Origin of the sequence: Rhodanobacter sp. K2T2, assembly GCF_013408815.1 — a bacterium.
In the GTDB taxonomy this organism is placed as follows: domain Bacteria; phylum Pseudomonadota; class Gammaproteobacteria; order Xanthomonadales; family Rhodanobacteraceae; genus Rhodanobacter.
In genome coordinates, this window is record NZ_JACCCA010000012.1 from 43,657 (window position 1) to 64,016 (window position 20,360).

A 20,360-nucleotide genomic window follows, 5' to 3' on the forward strand; every position below is an offset into this window, starting at 1 on the left:
ACCTGCCGCTTGTCGGGCGTTTTCTACCGCTAGTCAGCTGCGACCTTGCCTAAATCTCGCGATCGATTACCTTCCCTAGGCAAGAGGGGAAAATATGCAAACCACATGGGGCGAAAGCGAATCGGTTTCATCCCGTATGATCTGTGCGCGGGATCAGCGGGTTGTCGACGGCGATTCTTTGGGTCAAAAACCGTCTGTTTTGCCGGAACAACGGCGAATTGAGGTTGCCAATGCCACGACGCGGCGATTCGTTCGTGGATTTACCCTGACAGAGCTGATGGTTACCTTGACGGTAATGGTCATTCTTGTGGCCATCGCCATACCAAGCTTCAACAGGTTGATCCTCTCTAACAGGCTCACTACGACTGCCAACGACATGGTTGGCGCAATCAATTCCGCTCGCATGGAAGCAGTGAAGCGCAATGCTGCGACCCAATTTTGTGGAAGCACGACCGTGATCAACACGACGGACACGCTTGGTACCGCGTGCGGAACGCAAACGGGCGCCGTCTTGCTTCTGCTTAATGGAACGTCGCCAGCGACCACGGCCACCGTGCTGGCTCCGTTAAGTGGTCTGACGGGATCAATCCAGCTGAGCAGCGCTGGCGCTAACGCGCTGCGCTTCAAGGGGTCTGGACTGGCTCAGATTCCAGGCACCAGCACGCTTTTCGCCAACACAGTGGCCGATATCTGCACCGCCTCCATGAGCACCAATAACCACGTCACGATAAAAATGACTGCCGGTTCGATCTTGCAGACTTCGACCGCATCAGGAACTTGTCCCTAAGCTTATGAGCAGCCTGATCAAAAATTCCATTTGCCGGTATTCAAACAGTACGGTCGTTCGCGCTCCCGATCATGCGCAGCTGTTGCTGCATATCGCACTACGCTCTCGTTGCCCAATTAGCTTGATGGCGCGGCAATCCGGCGTCGGTTTGATCGAGGTTTTGGTCGCCGTGCTTGTGCTGTCCATCGCCTTTCTGGGCGTGGCTGCGCTGCAGGCGGTTTCGTTGTCTACGAGCAATAGCGCCATGGCGCGAAGCATGGCGACCATCTCGAGCTATTCGATTCTGGACGCCATGCGGGCTGACAGCGTGAACGCGAAAGCGGGGCTGTACAACACAACTACCAACGGCCCGGTCAGTACCAGTAGTTGTCCCGCAGCGGGAAGTACGCTGATTAGCGTGCAGACCAATCAGTGGTGCACCCAGTTGGGCGCCAGTCTGGGTGTATCGACCGGCACCACCTATGCAGTCAATTGCGACAGCTTCGGTAAGTGCTCTGTGAGCATCGTATTCGACGACAGTCGATCCGGCTCGGGTGGCGCGCAAGCGCAGACGGTCAGCACGGTGGCGTATCTATGACAGCGCGTTCTTCAAACCAGCATGGCTTGCGTGGGCGCAAGCCCAATCACCGGTGTTTGCCAGTTTTCGGGTTTACCCTGATCGAGATGATGATTGCCCTGCTGCTCGGAGCCATCGTCATCGGCGGCGTGGTCAGCGTTTTTCTGGCGACTCAGCAGACCTATCGCACCAACCAGGCATTGGGCGATGTGCAGGATGGGGCACGTATAGCTTTCGACCTGATGTCGCGCGATATCCGCGAAGCGGGGCTTACCGGTTGCTACAGCAATTCGGGCAGCGTCGCCAATGTTCTGAATAACAGCCCAAACAATGGCGGCACGGTGTGGTGGGCCAATTGGAACAACGTCATTCACGGGTATAGCTCGGGCGATCCAGGCCCCGCCTTAACGACGGTAACCCAGACGCCTAACACTGAGTCCATTGAGCTATTGGGCGCGTCGGACACCAGTGTCAGCGTGGCGACACATACCCCTTCAACGTCAACATTCACCTTGAACGAGCCGGCCTCCGCACTGACGCTTGCTCAGGGTGACGTGATTATCGTTTGCGATCCTAACCACGCGGTAATTACCCAGATTAGCAACGCCCCCGCGGGTAATCCGCTCTCTTTCAAAACCGCCACGGGTGGAATAACGCCGGGCAACTGCTCCGCAGGGCTGGCCTTTCCCACGGTATGCACCGCGGCCGGCACCAGCTACACCTATGCTGCGAATTCGCCGGTTGCAAAATTGTCCGCCGCCAACTGGTTTATCGGCAACAGCCCCAACTCCACGGTAGGTACGTCGCTTTATCGCGCTGATCTGGAGAACAACGGGGGGACGCCAACCATGACGCCCCAGGAAATGGTGCCCAATGTGACGGCCATGACGTTCCGATATCATCAGGCGCCAAATTTAACCTTCGGTACCGCATCGTCAATTAACAACTGGGCCGCGGTGGACTCCGTGCAGGTAACGCTGACGGTCCAAAGTACAAACCAGCGCGCCAGCACGACGCAGACGGCTATTTCGCGAACGTTCACTGCCACAAGCACCTTGCGCAACCGGGTGAACTGACATGACCCCACCGATCCACTCAAACGGTTCCGTCGCTCCACGGCCTGTCGCTGCTTTTGCGCTGTTGGCCGATGCGAATGGCGCCTCGTCTTGCCGGAAGAATGCGGCCGAACGACGTCCTTACATACACCGCTCCAAACAAAGCGGCGTGGCTTTGGTCGTGGCCTTGATTCTGCTTATCGTCATTACCCTGGTGGGTCTTGCGGCAGTGCGCGGCACCATCATGCAACAAAAAATGACCTCCAACTTTTACGACAGGCAGCTCGCTTTCCAGGCTGCCGAGGCCGGGCTTCGCGAGGCGGAGGCCGTTGTGCAGTCAACCACGCCACCAGGCGTCGGCAGCACGATTCGCGACTGCTCGTCCACTGCTGTCCCGGTGAATAAATGCCTTGCCAACCCGTTTACCGATACCAGCACGACAGTGGCAGGCTTTATACAGCAAGTGCCCAGCGCCTATTTCAACCCCGGCACGGCGGCCGCCGGCGCGCCGCAATACATCATCGAGTATCTGGGAATTTTCACCATTCCAGCGCCAAAGGTGAAACAGCTTTCCGGAGTAACGGGTTATGGCGCTAATCCGCAGACGTCTGCCTATTTTTATCGACTGACCGCGCTCAGTGGTCCGGCAACCGTGCAGGATCGGGCGTCGGTGACACTGCAGTCCATTTTCAAGGTCAATCATTAGGCGCTGTCGGCGCAGGTTTTACCGCTGGCCGTTTTTCCGGTCAAACGTCGCACAGGTTGAAGTTCAAACACCTTGTTTTATTCAAGGCACATTATCTCTGGTACGTGATGAGCACCGCTTTATTCACGTGATCGGACGCCGGTTGGTCGCATCCAACAGTCATGGGGAAGCTTCATGTCATTCAAATATCTGAGATTGATGGCGATAGCGGCGGCCATGCTCTTTGCCGGCTCCGCCAGTGCCGTGACGTATACCGACAATTTCTCCGGCAACGCCAGCACGCTGTCCTGGAATGCGCTTAACTACGCTTGCCTCACGGCGGGTACCGGGGCTAGTGGAACGGCCGGCGTCATTCCCGCCTGTTCACCCGCGTTTGATGCGAATGGGTCGGGTGCGCTTCGGCTGACGCCAGCGGCAGGCAACCAAGCTGGCGCGATCCTGTCGAATTTCGCTCCTTTTCCTCTAACCCAAGGCCTGCAGGTAACGTTTACCACCTATACCTACGGTGGCAACTCGGGAGGCACAGCAGGTAACGGTGCTGACGGCATCACTTTCTTTCTCACGGACGGAACGCAGGCGGTACCCACCGTCGCAGGTGGCCTCGGCGGTAGTCTTGGCTATAGCTGCTCTAATACCAATAGCCAATATGAGGGCTTGGCTAATGCTTACTTAGGTCTTGGCATTGACGAGTACGGCAATTTCCTAAATAACGCAGATAACACTAACACAGGTATTGAGAATACTAATTATTCGGGTATTACTACCAACGGCACCAATACGTATACAAATGGGCAGGACCAATATCAGCCAGAGAGAATTGGCTTGCGCGGCGCGGGTAATTTGACTTGGACTTGGTTGAAGGCCCAAAACCCCACTTATTATTCCGGAAACGTAGATATCACAAAAACCAAGGCGGCATGTAGCTCAGGGCAATATGTTTCAGGAACGATTACAACCACCACGGGCTTTGGAAGGAACCAAGTAACGACTACCACCAATACGTATGCCAACATTCCATATAACTACAACGCCATTGCCGGCGGCTACGCCGTGCTCCCGAACAACACAAAGATCGCCAACGAGTCGGCGACGACACGGGCCCAGGCAACCCCCATCACGTACAAGCTGCAAATTTCGGCGGGCGGCTTACTGAACTTTGCCTATAGCTATAACAACGGCGTTTTCCAGCCGGTGCTGGTCAACAACTCCATCACAAGCACCAATGGTCCTTTACCTGCCTCTTTGCGATTCGGCTTTTCGTCAGGCACCGGCGGCAGTTGGAATATTCACGAAATAACCTGCTTCCAGGCATCACCGCTTCAATCCAATACAAGTGCTGGCGCCAATACGGTGCAGTCCGGGCAGTACAACGCGGGGGCTGCGGTTTATCTGGCGACGTACACCTCAGACAACTGGTGGGGCTCAGTGACCTCCAATTCAGTATTGGCTGCATCCGACGGTTCGCTGAGCGTATCCTCGACAGCCAACTGGGACGCCAATTGCGATATCACCGGCGGTGCCTGTCCTTCGTTGGGGCCAGATTCTTCGGGCAATACGAAGACCGTCACCGCGCAGTCTTCGCGCAACCTCGTGACCTGGAACGGCTCTACCGGCGTCGCCTTTCAATGGGGCAACCTTACTACTACTCAAGCGACGAACTTGAACGGCACCGACGGCGCAGGGTCCACTCGCGTCAGCTGGCTGCGTGGCGATCGCTCGACAGAACAGCTTTACAGTCCTGTACCCGGTTCGCTGCGAGCAAGAACCCAGGTACTTGGAGATATCATCGATTCAAGCCCTACCTTCGTCGCCGCACCGGCAGCTAATAATTATCCGGATGCTTTCACGGACAGCCTAGTCGGAAGCTCCGCAGTGAGGCCTGAAAATGCTTCCGGCGCCCAGACGTACAGCGCCTTCGTCACTGCCAACAGCGGGCGGCAGAACATTGTCTACACGGGAAGCAATGACGGCTTTCTGCACGCGTTCGCTGCAGGCCCTGCGATCTCGAACACCTACACTGCGTCGACCAACAATGGCTCCGAACTCCTCGGATTCATGCCGGCCGGCCTGCTCGCTAATTCGACCAACAGCACCAATCTAGTCAACCTCACGAGCCCCAACTACGTTCACAATTACTACGTAGACGCCACGCCGGTAGCCGGTGATCTTTTCTACGGAAGCAAATGGCATACCTGGCTGGTCGGCGGCGTGGGGACCGGCGGCTCGGAAATTTATGCGCTTGATATTACCGACCCCACCCAGTTCACCGAGGCCACTGCGTCCAAAGTTGTCATGGGTGACTGGACCAGCGCCACGGCCGGTTTGTCCAATCTGGGACAGACCGTCGGTACTCCGGTCATTACCCGCCTGCACAACGGCAACTGGGCAATCATCTTCGGCAATGGATTGGGAAGCGGAAAAGCGGCCGGTATTTACATCGGTTTGGTCGATTCGACGAGCGGGGCCGTCACGTTTACGTTTTACAGCACTGGCGTTGGTTCGGCGTCAAGCGCCAATGGCATCGCCTACGTTGCCACGGCAGATCTCGACGGCGACCAGATTACGGATTACCTCTACGCGGGCGATCAGCAGGGAAATCTGTGGCGCCTTGACGTGACGTCGAAAACTGCCAGCAACTGGGCGTACTCCAAATTCGGCAATACCGCGATAACGCCGCTTTATGTGGCCAAGAGCGGCGCAAGCACGCCGCTGCTGCAGCCGATCACTACCGCGCCCGTTGTTGCGTCGGTGACGGTAGGCGGGGGTAATCGCGTCATGGTGATGTTTGGTACGGGCCAGAAAACGCCGTTCAACAGCACCAGCGGCGACGTGTATGCCACCGGCAGCCAGACGTTCTACGGTATCTGGGACTGGGACATGACTGCCTGGAACGCGGCTGCCATTGCCAACGCGCAATACGTGAGTTTGGCAGGCCCGCAGACCGTCAGTCGATCGGCGCTTCTGCAGCAGACGCTCGCCTCGACGTCCACCGGCTCGGGTACTAACAGCCAGGTGCTGGGCTATCGATATCTGAATGTGGGTACGGTGGTTTGCTGGCAGGGCAGCAGCGCCTGCACGTCCAACAACAACCAATACGGCTGGCTGTTCGATTTGCCGACCACCAACGAGCAGATCATCTACAGCCCGACGATCATCGGTGGGGCGGTGGTGGTCAACACCGCCATCCCGCCGACAGTTTCAGCTTCCACTTGCAACGCCGGCTTGCAGAGCGGCTGGACCATGGCCTTCGACCCGGCTTCCGGCGGCGGCATTGTGCAGAGCTTCTTCCCGGGTTCCAATGGCAGCACGGGTACGGTCAATGGTTCGACAGTGGGTGGTATCCAGCTCAACGGTGTGGGTAGTCCGTCATCGATCTCGTATAACGGGCAGAGTTATCTGGTGAGCCAGACTGTCAACGGTACTGCTGCGGTGAGCAGGTACTATCCGCGCGATGGTGCATCGTCACGCGTGTCCTGGAAGGAAATCAGGTATTGATGAAATGGGCAGCTCCCTGTCGCTTTTGTCGGGGAGTTTGGAACGCCGGAAGCGGCTCGAATATGCAACCGGCACGAATTTGTGTCAGCGGCAAAACGATGGAGCGATACATCCGATGAAAATGTTTTCAGACAGCAAAGCACCGCCAATCGCCGGTGCCGCCGGCTTCACGCTGGTGGAGCTGATGATTGTGGTGGCGATCGTGGCGATTCTTTCGGCGATTGCCTACCCGTCCTACGTCTCCTACATCACAAAATCGCGCCGCGTGGCAGCCGAGGGTTGCCTGTCGCAGTACGCCAATTACATGGAGCGGTTTTATACGTCAGGCCTTAATTACAGAACAGATGGTACGGGGGCCGCGAATCCATTTTTGACGGCAGGCAGCACTCTTAATTTTGATTGCGCGTCAACGCAGCAAACTGGCTCTTATTATTCTTATACATTGGCTTCGGCAACCTCTTCAGCATACTCGGTGCAGGCCGCGCCAATCAGCGTGCAGGCCACTCGCGATGCCAAGTGTGGGACCTTGTCGCTGAATCAGGCGGGCAATCGCAATGCCTCTGGAACGGGCGGCGTTTCGCAGTGCTGGGCCAACTGATCGACGCATTTCAAAAGTGATATCGCTCGCGCTAAGAGAGCCGCTAAGAGAGCCGTTGTGCGAGCTTCTCCGGTAAACCGCCGAACCGGCGCACAGGACGCGCTAGTGATGCAATCAGCGTCGCATCGGTGGCCCAGATTTCAGCGTGGCTGCGCGCGCGGGAGATGGCGGTGTAGACGAGTTCGCGGGTGAGGATACGGTTGGTGTCGTCCGGTGGGAGTACGACGGCGACGCTGCGGTATTCGGAGCCCTGGCTGCGGTGGATGGTGATGGCCCAGGCGCTGTCGTGGGCGGGCAGGGCGCGGGGCGAGAAGCTGCGCAGGCCGCTATTGCCGTCGCGGTCGCTGAGTTCGAACCACACGCGCAGTCCGTCCGCACCGGCGAGTGCGATGCCCACATCGCCGTTGAACAGGCCTCGCGCGTAATCGTTGCGGGTAATTATGACGGGGCGGCCGTGATACCAGGCGTGGGTCACGTCGAGATCGAAGCGTGCGCCGAGTCGACGCGTCATCAGGGCATTGATGCCTTGCGCGCCGAATGCGCCGTCGCGCAGTGCGCAGAGGATTTGCAGTTGATGCAGGCCTTGCAGCGCCGTTTCTGGCGTGGCATTTTCGCCGAGTAGCATTTGCAACATATCGGCATGGCGCGCGATCCACGCATCCACGCTTGCGCGCAAGGTGTCGATACTATCGCAGCGACGCAGATGCAGATCGCCGTCGCTGCGCTGTGTCAGCAGGTTGTCCAGCCATGCCGGGTCGGGCGCCGTGCGCAGTGACTCGACGCCGCGCTGCAGCCCACTGCCGGCGCGCCACGTATGGGTAAGCGTCACGACATGCCCGGCAAGCGCTGCGTCGCTGCCCGTGGTTTCCGGTGCCGTGGTTAGCAGCGGCCCAAGCAGGCGATGCATGGCCGACGGAAACCGGTTGATCGGCGCGCTGGCGACGATATCGGCCAGCACCGAACCGGCATCGACCGAGGCGAGCTGATTCGGATCACCGAGCAGGATAAGCACGGCCTCGGGACGCAGCGCCTCCAGCAGCTGGCGCATCATGGCCAGATCCACCATCGACGCTTCGTCGACCACGACGATATCTTCGGCGAGCGGATGCTGGCGATCGCGGCTGAAGCTATTGTCCATCGGCCGATAGCCGAGCAGGCGGTGCAGGGTGCGCGCGTCGGCTTGCGCAATGGCTTGCAGAAGTTCGCGGAACGCGTGGTGTTCGGCAGGGTGCCACGCCGTCTGCAGATCCGCTTTGCTCTTGGCGACCGCCTGCGCCAGGCGCTGCGCAGCCTTGCCTGTTGGCGCGGCCAGCGCGATCGATGGATGGGCGGGCAGCCCGGCTGCATTGGCATGGCGAAGCAGCATCAGCAGCATGTGCATTACCGTCGTCGTCTTGCCCGTGCCCGGTCCGCCGGTGAGCACGAAGAAGCGCGTTCCGACCACGGCGGCTACGGCGGCGCGCTGCCAGTCGTCAGTGCCTGACGCAGCGCCGGCAAATAGCGTGGTCACATCGGTCGCCAAGGTTTCGGCGGGGATCGGCAGGGTGCGGTCGTAGCATCGTTGCCGAATCGCCGCAGCCAGCTTAGATTCGTGCTGCCAGTTGCGCCAGAGATAGAAGCGGTTTTGCGCATCGAGGACGAACGGCGTAAATCGCTGGCCGTCGCCGACCCATGGCTGATCGCGCAGTGCGCTCAGCGCATCGGCATCGAACCCGACATCGGTCACGGGGTCGACCAGCCACGCGCACGAGTGACCCTGACCTTCGGCGGTGCTCGCAGCGCGCACCGCGCTCGCCAGCAAGGCGGAACCCGTGCGAGCCAGCACCCACTGCGCCAAGGTCTGGTCGATAACGCGCTCTTCCGTTGCACCGGTATCCGTCGCGTAAGCGTTCATGCGGCAATCCCTTGTTCGTCGGCGGACTTGGTGCCGGCAAAGGCATCGTCCAATGCCTCGATCAACGTCGGCGGCCAACGGTGACGCCACACGCCGAGACCGGGCTTTTCGGCAGGATCCAGGCCGATGGCGCGCACAAACAGATACCAGCTGTCGCCCAGATGCCGTTCGGCCGTGTAGCCATCCATGCGCTGCCGGAGATAGCGGTGCAGGGCGACCGTGTAGAGCAAGGCCTGCAGCGGGTAATGGTGTTCGGCCATGGCGGCATCCAGCGAGGCACCGGTGTAATCGTGCAGGCGTGCGCCCAGCCAGTTGGTTTTGTAATCGAGTACGTGGAAGCGGCCGTCCCACTGCACGATCAAATCGGCGAAGCCGGTGAGCATGCCGTTGAGCGTGGTGGCATCGAGGCTGGCCGGTACGACATCGGGCTGGCCGTGCGCGATGCAAAGCTGTCTCAGCTTTACGACCGCCACACGTCGCACCGGAAACTGGAACTCGAATTCGACGATGCGCTGGTCTGCCGCGATATCGCCGAGCCGCAGCCCATCGCCGAGATCGCTCTGGCGCACGCGATCGACCATGCGGCCGACGCGCTCCAATGCCTCATCGGAGGACAGGGTATCGACCTTGATCGCCTGCGCGGTGAGCTGAGTATTCAGTAACGCACGCTGTTCCGGCCACACCGGGCCTTGTCGCGCCAGCTCCAGCACCTGATGCACGGCATCGCCGAAGCGCGGCCCGCGCAGCGGATACAGCGCCAGCAGGCGTGCGTCGTCAATGATCTCGATCAGCGAGGGTGCTTCCGCATCGATGACGTCCGCACCGGCTTCGTCGGCCGCGCCGCTGCCGTCGATGCTGATGGCCGCCGCCGCGTAGCGGGTCAGGCCGCTGAAGCTGTGCAGCCACTGGAAGGCACGCAGGCGCGGCAGCGGTGCCTGCGTGGCGCGCGTGGCATTCGATTCGACGGGCTTTTGATAGTGCCGGGGTACGTCGTTGAACGGAGGCATCAGCGCGATGCCGGAAAGCCTGTCGGCCATCGCCTGCAGCGACGCCTCGCCTTCGTCGAGTCCGAGTCGATGCCGGGCCTGCGCCATCAGCGGGTCGATGGCAGCGACCTGCCACGCCAACGGATCCGGACTTGGCCATCGACCGCGATCGACCCAATACACGTGCACGGCGTGGATGGCGCGGGTCAGCGCCACGTAGAGCAGGCGCAGGCGCTCCTGCAGATCCTCGCGAAAATGCAGGCTCAGGCGATCGATGAAGTCGGGCGAACCCAGATCGATGCAGCGCGCACCCGCGTCATCGTGATAGCGCAGGACGCCCGGCGCGCGTGCGCCGCTGCGATCGCCGACGCGCCAGATCAGCGGCAGGAAGACGATGGGAAACTCCAGCCCTTTGCTGGCGTGGATGGTCAGCAGCTGCACGCGCCGGGCATCGCTTTCGATGCGCAGCTGGCGCTCGTCGGCAGCCTCGGCATCGCCGTCGCTGCCTTCCTGGCGCATCTCCGCCAACCATGCGTAGAGGCCGTCCAGGCCCTGCAATGCGCTTTCTTCCGCCGCCAGCAGTTCGCCCAGATGACGCAGGTCGGTGACGACGCGCTCGCCCTCGGGCAAGGCCAGCAGCGCGGTGCCGCGTTCGGCCAGCAACGCCTCGATCAGCGCCAGCACGCCGCGGGCGCGCACGAGCGCGCGCCAGGATTCGAAGCGCTCGAGCTCGCCTTCAAACGCCTGCGCCTCGATCTGCCATGTGTTGAACTGTTCCAGCGTGGCGCCCAGCAAACGGGTTGCCAGTGCGCCGCGCACCGCCGTATCGTCGTCGGCGTGCAGTACGGCATAGAGGATCAGCTCGAGATCGCGCGCGACGTCGCCCGCAAAAATATTGCCTCGACCGCTACCTACGCAGGGTACGCCGCGTGCGACCAGCCGCGCGCGCAGCGCCACGATCTGTGTGTTGGTCGACAGCAGTACGGCGATATCGCCCGGCGTCACGCGTCTGCCGTCGATCTGCTGCAGCGGATCGTTGAGAAGCTCGACGATGCGATTGGCGCAGTCGTCCAGCGCCAGCGGTTCGAGTGCGGTGACGCTGCTCAGCGGCTGACCTCTGCTGTCGACGGCTTCGCCGCGGAAGTCGTGGATCGTCAGCGGTCGCGCGATCGGAGCGCCGTTCACCGTATACGGTTTTTCGTCGGTCCTGCCGGCGGCGGACACCGGTTGATAGTGAATCTCCCGATGATCGAAACCGCCGTCGGTGTGGCCGTACAGCGAGTTCATCGCCTCGACCAGGGCGCGGCTGGAGCGATAGTTGGTCGCCAGCGAAAAGCGATGGTTCGCCCGTGTGCTGGCGCGCAGATAGGCAGCAATATCGCCACCGCGAAAACTGTAGATCGCCTGCTTGGGATCGCCAATCATCACCAGCGTGCCGCGTTCGCGATAGATGCGGTCGAAGATCGCGAACTGGCGTTGATCCGTATCCTGAAATTCGTCGATCAAGGCGACGGGAAAGGCTTCGAACAGGCGGTCGGCAAGGCTATGGTCCGCCGGCTCGGCGCACAGGCGCCGGTAGAACGCATCGATCAGCATCGAGAAGGTCAGCACGTGCCGCTGCTGCGCGCGACGCGGCAGTTCATCGCGGCAGGCCAGCGCGGCGTCCGCCAACACGGCGCCGCGGGTGAAGATCGTGAGTAGGGGCATCAGCGTGCGCAGGGTCTGCAGCTGGCGGATCAGTGGATGGGCGTTGAGTGTGCCGCTGGTGTCGGAGGCCTCCTGCTCCAGCACGTTCTCCGGATCGAACTTGTCGTCGAGTTCTTTTTTCAGTGCCTCTTCCAGCACGACGCCGGTTTCGTCGCGCAGTGCGAAGGCAAGGCGTTCGAGTCGCTTGGCCAGTGCTGTTTTACGTGAGCCGTAAAGCTTTTTGTCGCCGGCCAGTCGCAGCAGCTCGGCGATGGTTGCTTCCGTGCGCAGCGCAGCGATCCGCTCCTGCAGATCATGCAGGCCGCCGGATTCGATGCGCGCGTCCGGGCTGTTGGCGACGACGGCGAGATCCCACAGCAGTTTTTCCGGGCCGTCCTTCAGTAGCAGGGATGCCTCGCGCGGGTCGATATCGTCGACCAGATAGCGGCGGCGCCAGAAATCCTCGACGCATTCGCGCAGCAGCTGCTGCTCGTCGAACAGCTTGTCGCTGGCGAACGCTGCGCCGCTTTCCAGCGGATAGTCGCGCTGGATGCGCTGGCACAGCGCGTGGATGGTCGAGATCGGCGCGCGATCCAGGTCGGCGCGAGCCAGTTGGATCTTGCGCAGCGCGCGGCGTCGGCTGTCGTCGTCCGTGCACAGCGACGCGAGATAGCTTTCCAGCGAGTTTTCATCGATCGACTCGACGTTGTCCGATACTGTGCCCAACAGCCAACGCTCGGCCTCGATGAGGCGGCGGCGCAGCCGTTCGCGCAGCTCCTGCGCGGCCGCGTCGGTAAACGTGGTGACCAGAATCTGCTCCACCCGCAGATCACGCTCCAGCAGCAGGCGCAGATAGATCACGCCGATATTCCAGGTCTTGCCGGTGCCCGCGCTGGCTTCGATCAGAATGCGCCCGTGCAGCGGCATGCGCTGCCATTCGAGCGCGGGCATCACCTCGACCTGTACTTTTTCAGCGTGGTTCATGCCTCGGCTCCGCTGACGATGTCGACAGATTTGAACAGCAGCCTGTGCGATGGATCGAGGACGTCGCACACCGCCTTCGTCGCCGCGACGAAGGCTTGATAAGCCGCACCTTTTTCGTCGAAAAGATCCACGCCGCGGCTGATCAGGGCCGCGTAGCCGGGCGCATAGTCGCGCTCGCCCATGCCGGAAAAGTCGTTGCCCTCCCACACGGCGGCGGTTCTATAGATTCGTTCGTCGGGTGCGCTGAGGGCATAGGCAAGGGCCGTCTTGGGAAAGAACAGCAGGGGCCGACGGTCGGCCGCGTGCGCGAGATCGATCAAGCGTCGAAGCCCCACGCGCAGTGCGTCCGTGTCGTTGGCGACGATCGGATCGAGCAGGGGGGAATCGACGATCTTGCCGCTGGGTGTGCTCGCCAATAGAGCGGCTTGCAGCGGCTCGTTCGAGCTCAGCCGCAGCGCGGCCCAGTCGATATACATTGCCAGCGCCTCGCGCAATCCGACGCTGCCGACGGGCTTGGCGTCGAACAGCAGCAGCCCACCGTTCGTCGCGTGAAACACGCGGTCGATCGTGCCGGCCAGGCGCACGCCGTCGCCGAGATCCAGATCGATCGCCTGCGTCGCAGGCCTGGCCATGCCGTCTGCGAATTTGTCTCGCGCGTGCTGCAGCATGGGCTGCAGCGATGCGCGCTGCCGCCGATAAGCCTCGGCGCCAATCGCGCCGCTGGCCAACAGGCCCGAACGCGATAACCAAGCCGGCGGCTCGGCGGGCAGTTCGGTAGCGCCTCCGGCCAGCGCATCGAATAGCAGCCGATGTTCGATGCGCTCAATCCGGACAAGCCCGGTTTCGAGCGGTTCGCGATCGTGCCAGCTGGCGCTTTCCAGCGCCTGCAGGCTGATGCCGTGCCCGCGCAGCAGGGCGTTTTTCACCGGGTCGCGCCAGTAGCGCTTCAGGGAAGCCAGCGAAACGTCGTGACGGATGACGTCGGCGCTGCTGGCGCGTTCTCGGTCATCCGGATTCGCTATGAAGTCGGACATCGGGAGAAAGCGCGGAATACTCGCTGCCGAAGGCGTGGCGAGATAGGCCTCGTCGTAGGAAAACAATCGCGGATCGTGCAACGGTCGTCCCTGTGCATCGCGTTCGTAGTAGCGTGCGTCGAACGGCTGCAGTGGATGGTGGATGCACCACGGCCGGTCCACGTCCTCGTCGTCGGCGACACCGTGCTGCTCATCCAGAAACTGCAGCAACTCGGCCAGCGGTGCGGCGGGGTTGCGCGGTTTGCCGTCGCGCACGCCTTCGCCGATGTAGCTGATGTGCAGCATGTCGCGGGCCGACATCGTCGCTTCGAGAAACAGGTAGCGATCCTCGCTGCGCGTATCGCGATCGCCGCGGCGCGGCTGCTGAATGATCTTGTTGAGGCCGGCATCCTTGCTGGGGCGCGGGAATTCGCCCTCGTTCATGCCGAGCAGGCAAACCACGCGGAAGGGAATCGAGCGCTGCGGCACGAGTCCGCAGAAGGTCACGCCGCCGAGCAGAAAGGCCTGGCGCTCGGGCACGGCGTCGAGCGCGCCGCCGACCGCTTCGCGTACCACGCTCCACGGCAGCGGCGTGCCGAGACCGGTTTCGCTGGCCTGGCTGCCGAGGCTGGCGGCCACGCGTCGCAGCGTGTCGAGCGCGCTGTTTTCCGCTTCATCGCGCATGTCGGCGAGAAACAGTGCGTCGATGCGTTCCAGCAGCCACTGGCTCCATGCGGCCAGCGAGCGCGTCGAGCCGAAGGCCTGGCGCATGGCGCGCAGTTCGCCGAGCAGACGATCGAGCTGGCCGATCGCTTCGACCGCGCCGCCGGCAACGCCGTCCAGCGGCAGAATGTCGTCGAGCAGAATGTCGCCCGATATTTGGCCGTCTGGACGGCTATCGACTGTGTCGGTCGAAACGTCCGAATCGCGCCCTACGATCAGTCCGGCATACAGGCGGTCTAGCCCGAACTGCCAGGAGTTGGCGTCGGTGGCCGCAGCGCCCACGTCCTCCTTCATCTCGGCATCCAGCCCCCAGGCTACGTGCGCGCGCTGCAGCCAGCGCTCCAACGCGTCGCGGCTGCCGCGGTCGATGCCAAAGCGGCGGGCCACGGCGGGCACGTCGAGAAAGTCCATCACCTCGCTGACCGTGAAGCGGCTTTCGGCCAGGTCGAATGCCTGCGTAAAGGCGCTCATCAACGGATGCGCCCGCGCCAGCCCGACGTCGGCCAGATGCCAGGGGATATGCCTGGGATCGCTGCGGTACTGCGCCTGTTCGCCAAACACGGCGGCGAGATAGGGCGCGTAAGCGCCGATGTCCGGCGCCATCACCACGATGTCGCGATGCTGCAGGCTCGGTTCGTCGGCCAGGGCCCGCAGCAAGGCGTTCTTCAGCACCTCCAGTTCGCGCAGTCGCGTGTGGCAGGCATGCACGCGCAGGCTGGCGTCGTTGCGCAGGGCTGGCAGCACGTCTTCGGCGCTTTCGCCGCCGTCTATCGCCTCGCGAATGGATTCGCCCACCAGCTCCGGCTGCAGGCAGCGGATGCTGGACTGCAGCTGCGCCAGCAGCGAGGTTTCGCCGGGCAGCGGTTCGGCCTCGTCCAGCGCGTCGCGTTCGTCGATGGCGTCGCAGTCGTCCAGGGTCAGGCAGAAATCCTGGGCGATGCGGCCGAGCGCCACCAGCAGCGGATGGCCGACCTCGAAATACAGCGCATCCGGATCGTTCTGGCGCTCCAGCAGAAAGCGCTGGCGGCGGAGATAAACCCAGTGCTCGCGGCACGGGTCGGGGAAATACAAATGCACCGGCCGGTGCAGCGCGCAGGCTTGCAGCGCGGCGAGTACGTCGGGCGGCAGGTGGCTGATGCCGAATACGTGCAGCGGCGTACTGTCGCGGTGGCCGTCTGTCTGCAGTGCATCGAGCAATGCGCCGCTGCGTTTGGCGCGATGCGGCCGGTTGATGGTCTGCTGCACCTGCCGCCACAGCGCCGCCTGCCAGTCGCGTGCGTGCTTGGCGGGGTGCTGCTCCCAGTCGAGAATCCAATCGGGCCGATACGTCAGATATTGGGTGTACAGGCCGGCCAGGTATTCGGCAAGTTGAAAGCCGCGGCGCGCGGCGTCGTCTCCGGCCAAGTACGCGCTGACTTCGGCGGAGCCCAGCGTCGGCAGCGCCATCAGCAAACGCCAGCGCAGCACGTCGCTACGGTACGCGCCGCCGATCAGCGCCTCGTCGCCGAGCGTGCGGCGGGCCACGCGCTCGAACCACTGCCACGGCAGAATCATCTCGATATTCGCCGCGATGCCGTGACCGCCATGGGGGCTGGGTCGATGCGCAATGCGGCCCAGCAGCCAGCGCTTCAGGCCCGGATGCGCCACCACCACGGTTTGCGCGGTCAGCGGATGGGGCGGTCGCTCGGCTTCGAGCAGTTCTGCCAGAGTATCGGCCAGCCGCTCGGTGCGGCTGCCGCGGTGCACGATCAAGCCGCCAGCGTTCGAATTCATCCGGGAAGACTAAGGTATCTCGGTCTCAATCGGTGATATGCGGGCAAGTGTCGGTCGCTTCCCGCGTATCCACGCGCTGCGACGCAGGCAGCGCCCGGGGCCTAGGCCGGAGCCGTATTCACGAGGCCGCCACTGACGTTCGCGGCACGATTCAGGCACGATGTGCTTATACGTGGTTTCGGGGATGGGCGATGTCGAGTCTGGAACAGGCACGGGGCGAACTGCGCGAGCGCTTTTATCAAAGCGTGGCGGAGACCCTGACGCTGTTGCATACCGCACCCGGTTACGACCGTCGCCTGGCGATGGTCGAAATCGCCCGTATTCTTTCCTCGATCATCGATCTGCCTCTGGTATGGGTCGGGCGGCGTGAGCCGAATCGCTCCGACATCGACATTGTGGCCGCAGCGGGGCCGGCGGTCGATTACGTGGATACGTTGCGACTCAGCATCGACGAACAAGATCCCGGAGGCCAGGGGCCGACCGGCAGGACGTATCGCCTTGGCGGTGCCCGCATCACGTCCATCGATGATCCGGCCTTTGCGCCGTGGCGCGAGTTAGCCAGTCGATACCACTTCGGTTCGGTCATCGTGGCAGTGTCGAGCACACGCGACGGCGGCCAGATCAGTCTTTCCGCGTACGCGCGCAACGACGGTCCGGCGCTGAACGAGGAACTGCTGGACTGGGCGCAGCGGCTGGTCGAGGAGCTGGCGCGTTTCTGGGATCACCAGGCCCTGCTCGAGCGCAATATGCGCATGAGCCGCTATCGCGATGCGCAGCGTACGATCCAGCGTGCGCTGCTGGATCAGCCCGATCCGGATGCGGTGTACCGCACGCTGGCACACGCGCTGGCCGAGATCGCCGGCGCCGCCGCAGTGGATGTGTATGCCGCCGAAGAGGGAACGGACACACTGCAACGCGTGGCCCTGGTCGGGCCGATGGCCGAGGCGATGCGCACGCTGCCGCTGCCGGATCGCTACAGCGACGATCCCGATGCACCGTCGCGCACGCGCGTGTTCATGCACGGCCAGCCGGTCGTGCTGATTCGCCCCTCCGACTATCCCGGCGCGTCCCAGCCCTGGCGCGAGTCCCCGCTTTCGCAGACCGGCGCGATCGGCTGCTGGCCGGTGTTGGCAGCATCGGGCGGCCACGGCAAGCCCGTACCGGTGGCGGTTATCGCCCTGGTCACCGTGGAGGCCGATGCGTTTGACGAGGAGATGCGCCGGCTGCTGGACGAAATTGCCGACGCCGCAGGCCTGGCCCTGCGCCAGCACAGCCAGCGACGCTCGCTGTTTCTGGAGCAGCAGCGACAGACCTATCTGGCCTTGCATGACGCGCTCACCGGTTTGCCCAATCGTCGCGCGCTGGATCTGCGTCTGGAAAAAGTGCTGGACAAGGCAAAGCGCGAGGTCAACCTGGTGGCGCTCGGCATGCTCGATATGGACGACCTGAAGCCGATCAACGACCGCTATGGCCATGCCATGGGCGACCGCATCCTGGTCGGCATTGCCGCGCGCCTGCGTCATGCTCTGCGCAACGAGGATTATGTGGCGCGCCTGGGCGGCGACGAGTTCGTGTTGCTGTTCGACCAGCTCGAATCCGAGCAGGATCTGGACACCTTGCTCGACCGCGTGGGCGACGCGCTGCAGCAGCCCATGGTGATCGATGGCAATACTTTTCAGCTGTCGGCCAGCCTGGGCATTGCGCTGTTTCCCGTGCATGCCGATGCCAACGGCGAGCAGCTGCTGCGGCGTGCCGATCAGGCGATGTACCAGGTCAAGGCGCACAAGCGCAAACGTAGCCGCTGGTGGTCGTTGCCGACCTCACTCTCACCGGAGCGCATGAGCGGGCTGTCGGCCGAGCTCGATGCGCACGGCATAGCGCCCTACGGCGCGGCGGCGGCGGAGCTGCTGAAGAACGGCTTCGACGCCATAGATGAGAAGCTGCCGCGCGCGCTGGAAAATTACTATGCCGAACTGCAGCTGCATGAGGGTGTGGCCGGACTTATCAGCGTGCTGCCCGAAGACGGTGTCAGCGAGTTCAAGCGGCGCGTGGCCGATCACGTGCGCATGCTCTTTCAGCCCGAGCTGGAGTGGGAGGCGCACCGTGCGTACGCCATGCGCGCCGGCCTGATCTACGCCGCGTGCGGCACGGAGGAAGTGTGGCAGTTGGAAGTGATCGACCGGCTGCGCGAGGTGCTGGCTTCTACGCTTGGCGGCGGAGTGGAGCGCGATGCACGACCGCTTAGCATCGTGCTGCAGCGGCTCGGGCTGGAGCGCCAGTGGCAGTTGGAAAGCATGCGCACCTTGCAGCGTCGCCGCGTTGCCGTGCTGGCCAAGCTTAACGCGCTGGCATGGTCGGCGGAGAGTTATCTCGATCTGATCGAGGGTGTGGTGCATACGCTGGCCGCGCACGAGGAGGTTCTGGCCAGTGCGGTGGGACGGCCGGATTCGGCCGGCAAACTCATCTACGAGGCAGTGTCCGGTGAGGTGTTCGCGTGCTATCTGCGCGCGCTGGAGAGCGGTGAGGTGGCGCCGATTCTGATCAGCGCAGACCGCCCCGAAGGCAACGGCCCCAGCGGTCGGGCATGGCGAACTGCTACCGTACAGCGCTGCGCGCATTACGCCACCGATCCCAGCATGACGAGCTGGCGCGATCTGGCGGTGACGATGGGGCTGATTTCCAGCGTCGCCATACCGCTTTGTCCGTCGCCTCGCACCCCTGCGGCAGTGCTGACGATCTACGGCGCTTTTCCCGGCGGCTTTCAGAGCGAGGATCAGCAGGCCTTTGTCGAGCAGATCAAGACCGTGCTCGACCTGGCCCTGTCGCGCCTGGCGCCGCCGCGACCCGGCGCCGAGCTGCTGCCATTTTTCATGCGCGAGCGCTGGCGCGGCCTGATCGCCACCGACGCGATGCAGATGCATTATCAGCCGGTGGTGCGGATGGCCGACGGCTACATCACCGAGCTGGAGGCGCTGGCGCGGCTTCGCGACGTTGACGGCACGCTGCTGCTGCCGGCGCGGTTTCTTCCCGCGCTCGGCGAGGTCGAGCTGATCCAGCTGTTCGGTCAGGGCCTGACCCAGGCCACCGCGTGCCGCCAGCGCTTGGCTGGGCTCGGCTTTACATTGGATATTTCGGTCAATATCCCGGCGGTTGCGGTCGAGGATTCGCGCTATGTCGATATGGCGGCTGCCGTGCTGTCCGCCTCCAGCTGTCCGCCCGCGGCGGTGCTGCTGGAAATACTGGAGTCGCCCATCGGCACCGGCGATTCCGCACCGCGCGTGCTCAACGGTATGAAGGCGCTGAAAGCGCTCGGCGTGCGTCTGGTCGAGGACGATCTCGGCGCCGGCTACAGCTCGTTGGTTCGACTGCGGCAGTGGCCGTTCGACCGGGTCAAGATCGATCAGGCGCTGGTCCGGCAGGTAGCCGACGATCCACTGCGCACGCTGCGCTTTATTCGCCAGCTGATCCGGCTTGGCCACGATCTCGATCTCGAAGTGGTGGTCGAGGGGCTGGAGACCATCGGGCTGATCGAGGCGGCGATGATTCTAGGCGCCGATCTGGGGCAGGGCTATGCGCTGGCTCGGCCCATGCCGGTCGATCGCCTGCAGGACTGGCTGGCCGGTTCGCACACCGCAGCGGACGCGAACCTCCCGATCACCGCGCTCGGTGCGCTCGCCTCTGCCTTGTTCTGGGAAGAACGCCTCACGGCGCTGCCGTCTCACCCGACGTTCTGGACATCTCACGCCGAAGCCAGCTGCGCGCTGGTCAACTATCTGGAGTTCGGCGAAGGCGTATCGCCCCGTCTCGTCGATGCCCATACCGCGATGCACAAAGCCTGCGTCAATGGCCCCACCGACCCGGCGTATCGCAAGGTCCGCAGCGAATTCATCGATCTCCTGGTCGAGCACGTCAAGGCGGAGGAAGAGCGGCAGGATCGGGCAACGCCGCTTGTGTCGGCTTAGCGAACGTTTGTGCCCGGCTACCACGCGGAGACTTTGAACAGGCTCTTACAGAAAATATCGGCTTCCGCGGAGTTGAACCCTGCGATGTGCCATGCCAAGGCTTCACGACCTCGGCATGGCCTAACGCTACAACGGCCGTGCC

The 20,360-nt window shown here is 62.7% G+C and carries 10 protein-coding genes; 7 read left to right on the forward strand and 3 right to left on the reverse strand.

Annotation, left to right across the window (positions count from 1 at the left end; all coding sequences use genetic code 11):
• The first annotated feature begins 94 nt into the window (after positions 1–94).
• The 6 genes from HDE78_RS17475 to HDE78_RS17500 all read left to right on the forward strand — a co-directional run bounded on the left by HDE78_RS17475 (position 95) and on the right by HDE78_RS17500 (position 7,197).
• Positions 95–787: a GspH/FimT family pseudopilin gene (locus HDE78_RS17475; protein WP_255457881.1), complete on the forward strand. Its 693-nt coding sequence runs from the start codon at positions 95–97 to the stop codon at positions 785–787.
• Between the two features lie 4 nt (positions 788–791).
• Positions 792–1,364: a type IV pilus modification protein PilV gene (pilV, locus tag HDE78_RS17480; protein ID WP_255457882.1), complete on the forward strand. Its 573-nt coding sequence runs from the start codon at positions 792–794 to the stop codon at positions 1,362–1,364.
• On the forward strand, positions 1,361–2,419 hold the full coding sequence (locus HDE78_RS17485; RefSeq protein ID WP_179481860.1) for a prepilin-type N-terminal cleavage/methylation domain-containing protein: 1,059 nt from the start codon (positions 1,361–1,363) through the stop codon (positions 2,417–2,419). The genes pilV and HDE78_RS17485 overlap by 4 nt, the downstream gene beginning before the upstream one ends.
• A gap of 1 nt (position 2,420) precedes the next feature.
• Positions 2,421–3,104: a PilX N-terminal domain-containing pilus assembly protein gene (locus tag HDE78_RS17490; protein ID WP_218862498.1), complete on the forward strand. Its 684-nt coding sequence runs from the start codon at positions 2,421–2,423 to the stop codon at positions 3,102–3,104.
• A gap of 174 nt (positions 3,105–3,278) precedes the next feature.
• A complete protein-coding gene (locus tag HDE78_RS17495; RefSeq protein WP_179481862.1) occupies positions 3,279–6,599 on the forward strand; it encodes a PilC/PilY family type IV pilus protein in 3,321 nt (1,106 codons plus the stop codon).
• A gap of 4 nt (positions 6,600–6,603) precedes the next feature.
• Positions 6,604–7,197: a type IV pilin protein gene (locus HDE78_RS17500; protein ID WP_304624692.1), complete on the forward strand. Its 594-nt coding sequence runs from the start codon at positions 6,604–6,606 to the stop codon at positions 7,195–7,197.
• Between the two features lie 43 nt (positions 7,198–7,240).
• On the opposite strand, the gene recD is transcribed toward HDE78_RS17500, so the two are convergent.
• From recD to recC, 3 genes are read right to left on the reverse strand one after another with little or no spacing between them, the layout of a single operon-like run.
• On the reverse strand, positions 7,241–9,091 hold the full coding sequence (recD, locus tag HDE78_RS17505; protein ID WP_179481864.1) for an exodeoxyribonuclease V subunit alpha: 1,851 nt from the start codon (positions 9,089–9,091) through the stop codon (positions 7,241–7,243).
• On the reverse strand, positions 9,088–12,747 hold the full coding sequence (locus HDE78_RS17510; protein ID WP_255457883.1) for a UvrD-helicase domain-containing protein: 3,660 nt from the start codon (positions 12,745–12,747) through the stop codon (positions 9,088–9,090). Before HDE78_RS17510 ends, recD begins: the two co-directional genes overlap by 4 nt.
• Complete coding sequence (gene recC, locus HDE78_RS17515) at positions 12,744–16,256, reverse strand: exodeoxyribonuclease V subunit gamma (RefSeq protein ID WP_179481866.1); 3,513 nt, start codon at positions 16,254–16,256, stop codon at positions 12,744–12,746. Before recC ends, HDE78_RS17510 begins: the two co-directional genes overlap by 4 nt.
• Before the next feature lie 191 nt (positions 16,257–16,447).
• Here recC and HDE78_RS17520 point away from each other — a divergent pair, with 191 nt between their 5' ends.
• The gene (locus tag HDE78_RS17520; RefSeq protein WP_179481868.1) at positions 16,448–20,218 is read left to right on the forward strand and encodes a diguanylate cyclase; all 3,771 of its coding nucleotides are present in this window, start codon (positions 16,448–16,450) and stop codon (positions 20,216–20,218) included.
• Positions 20,219–20,360: the final 142 nt, after the last annotated feature.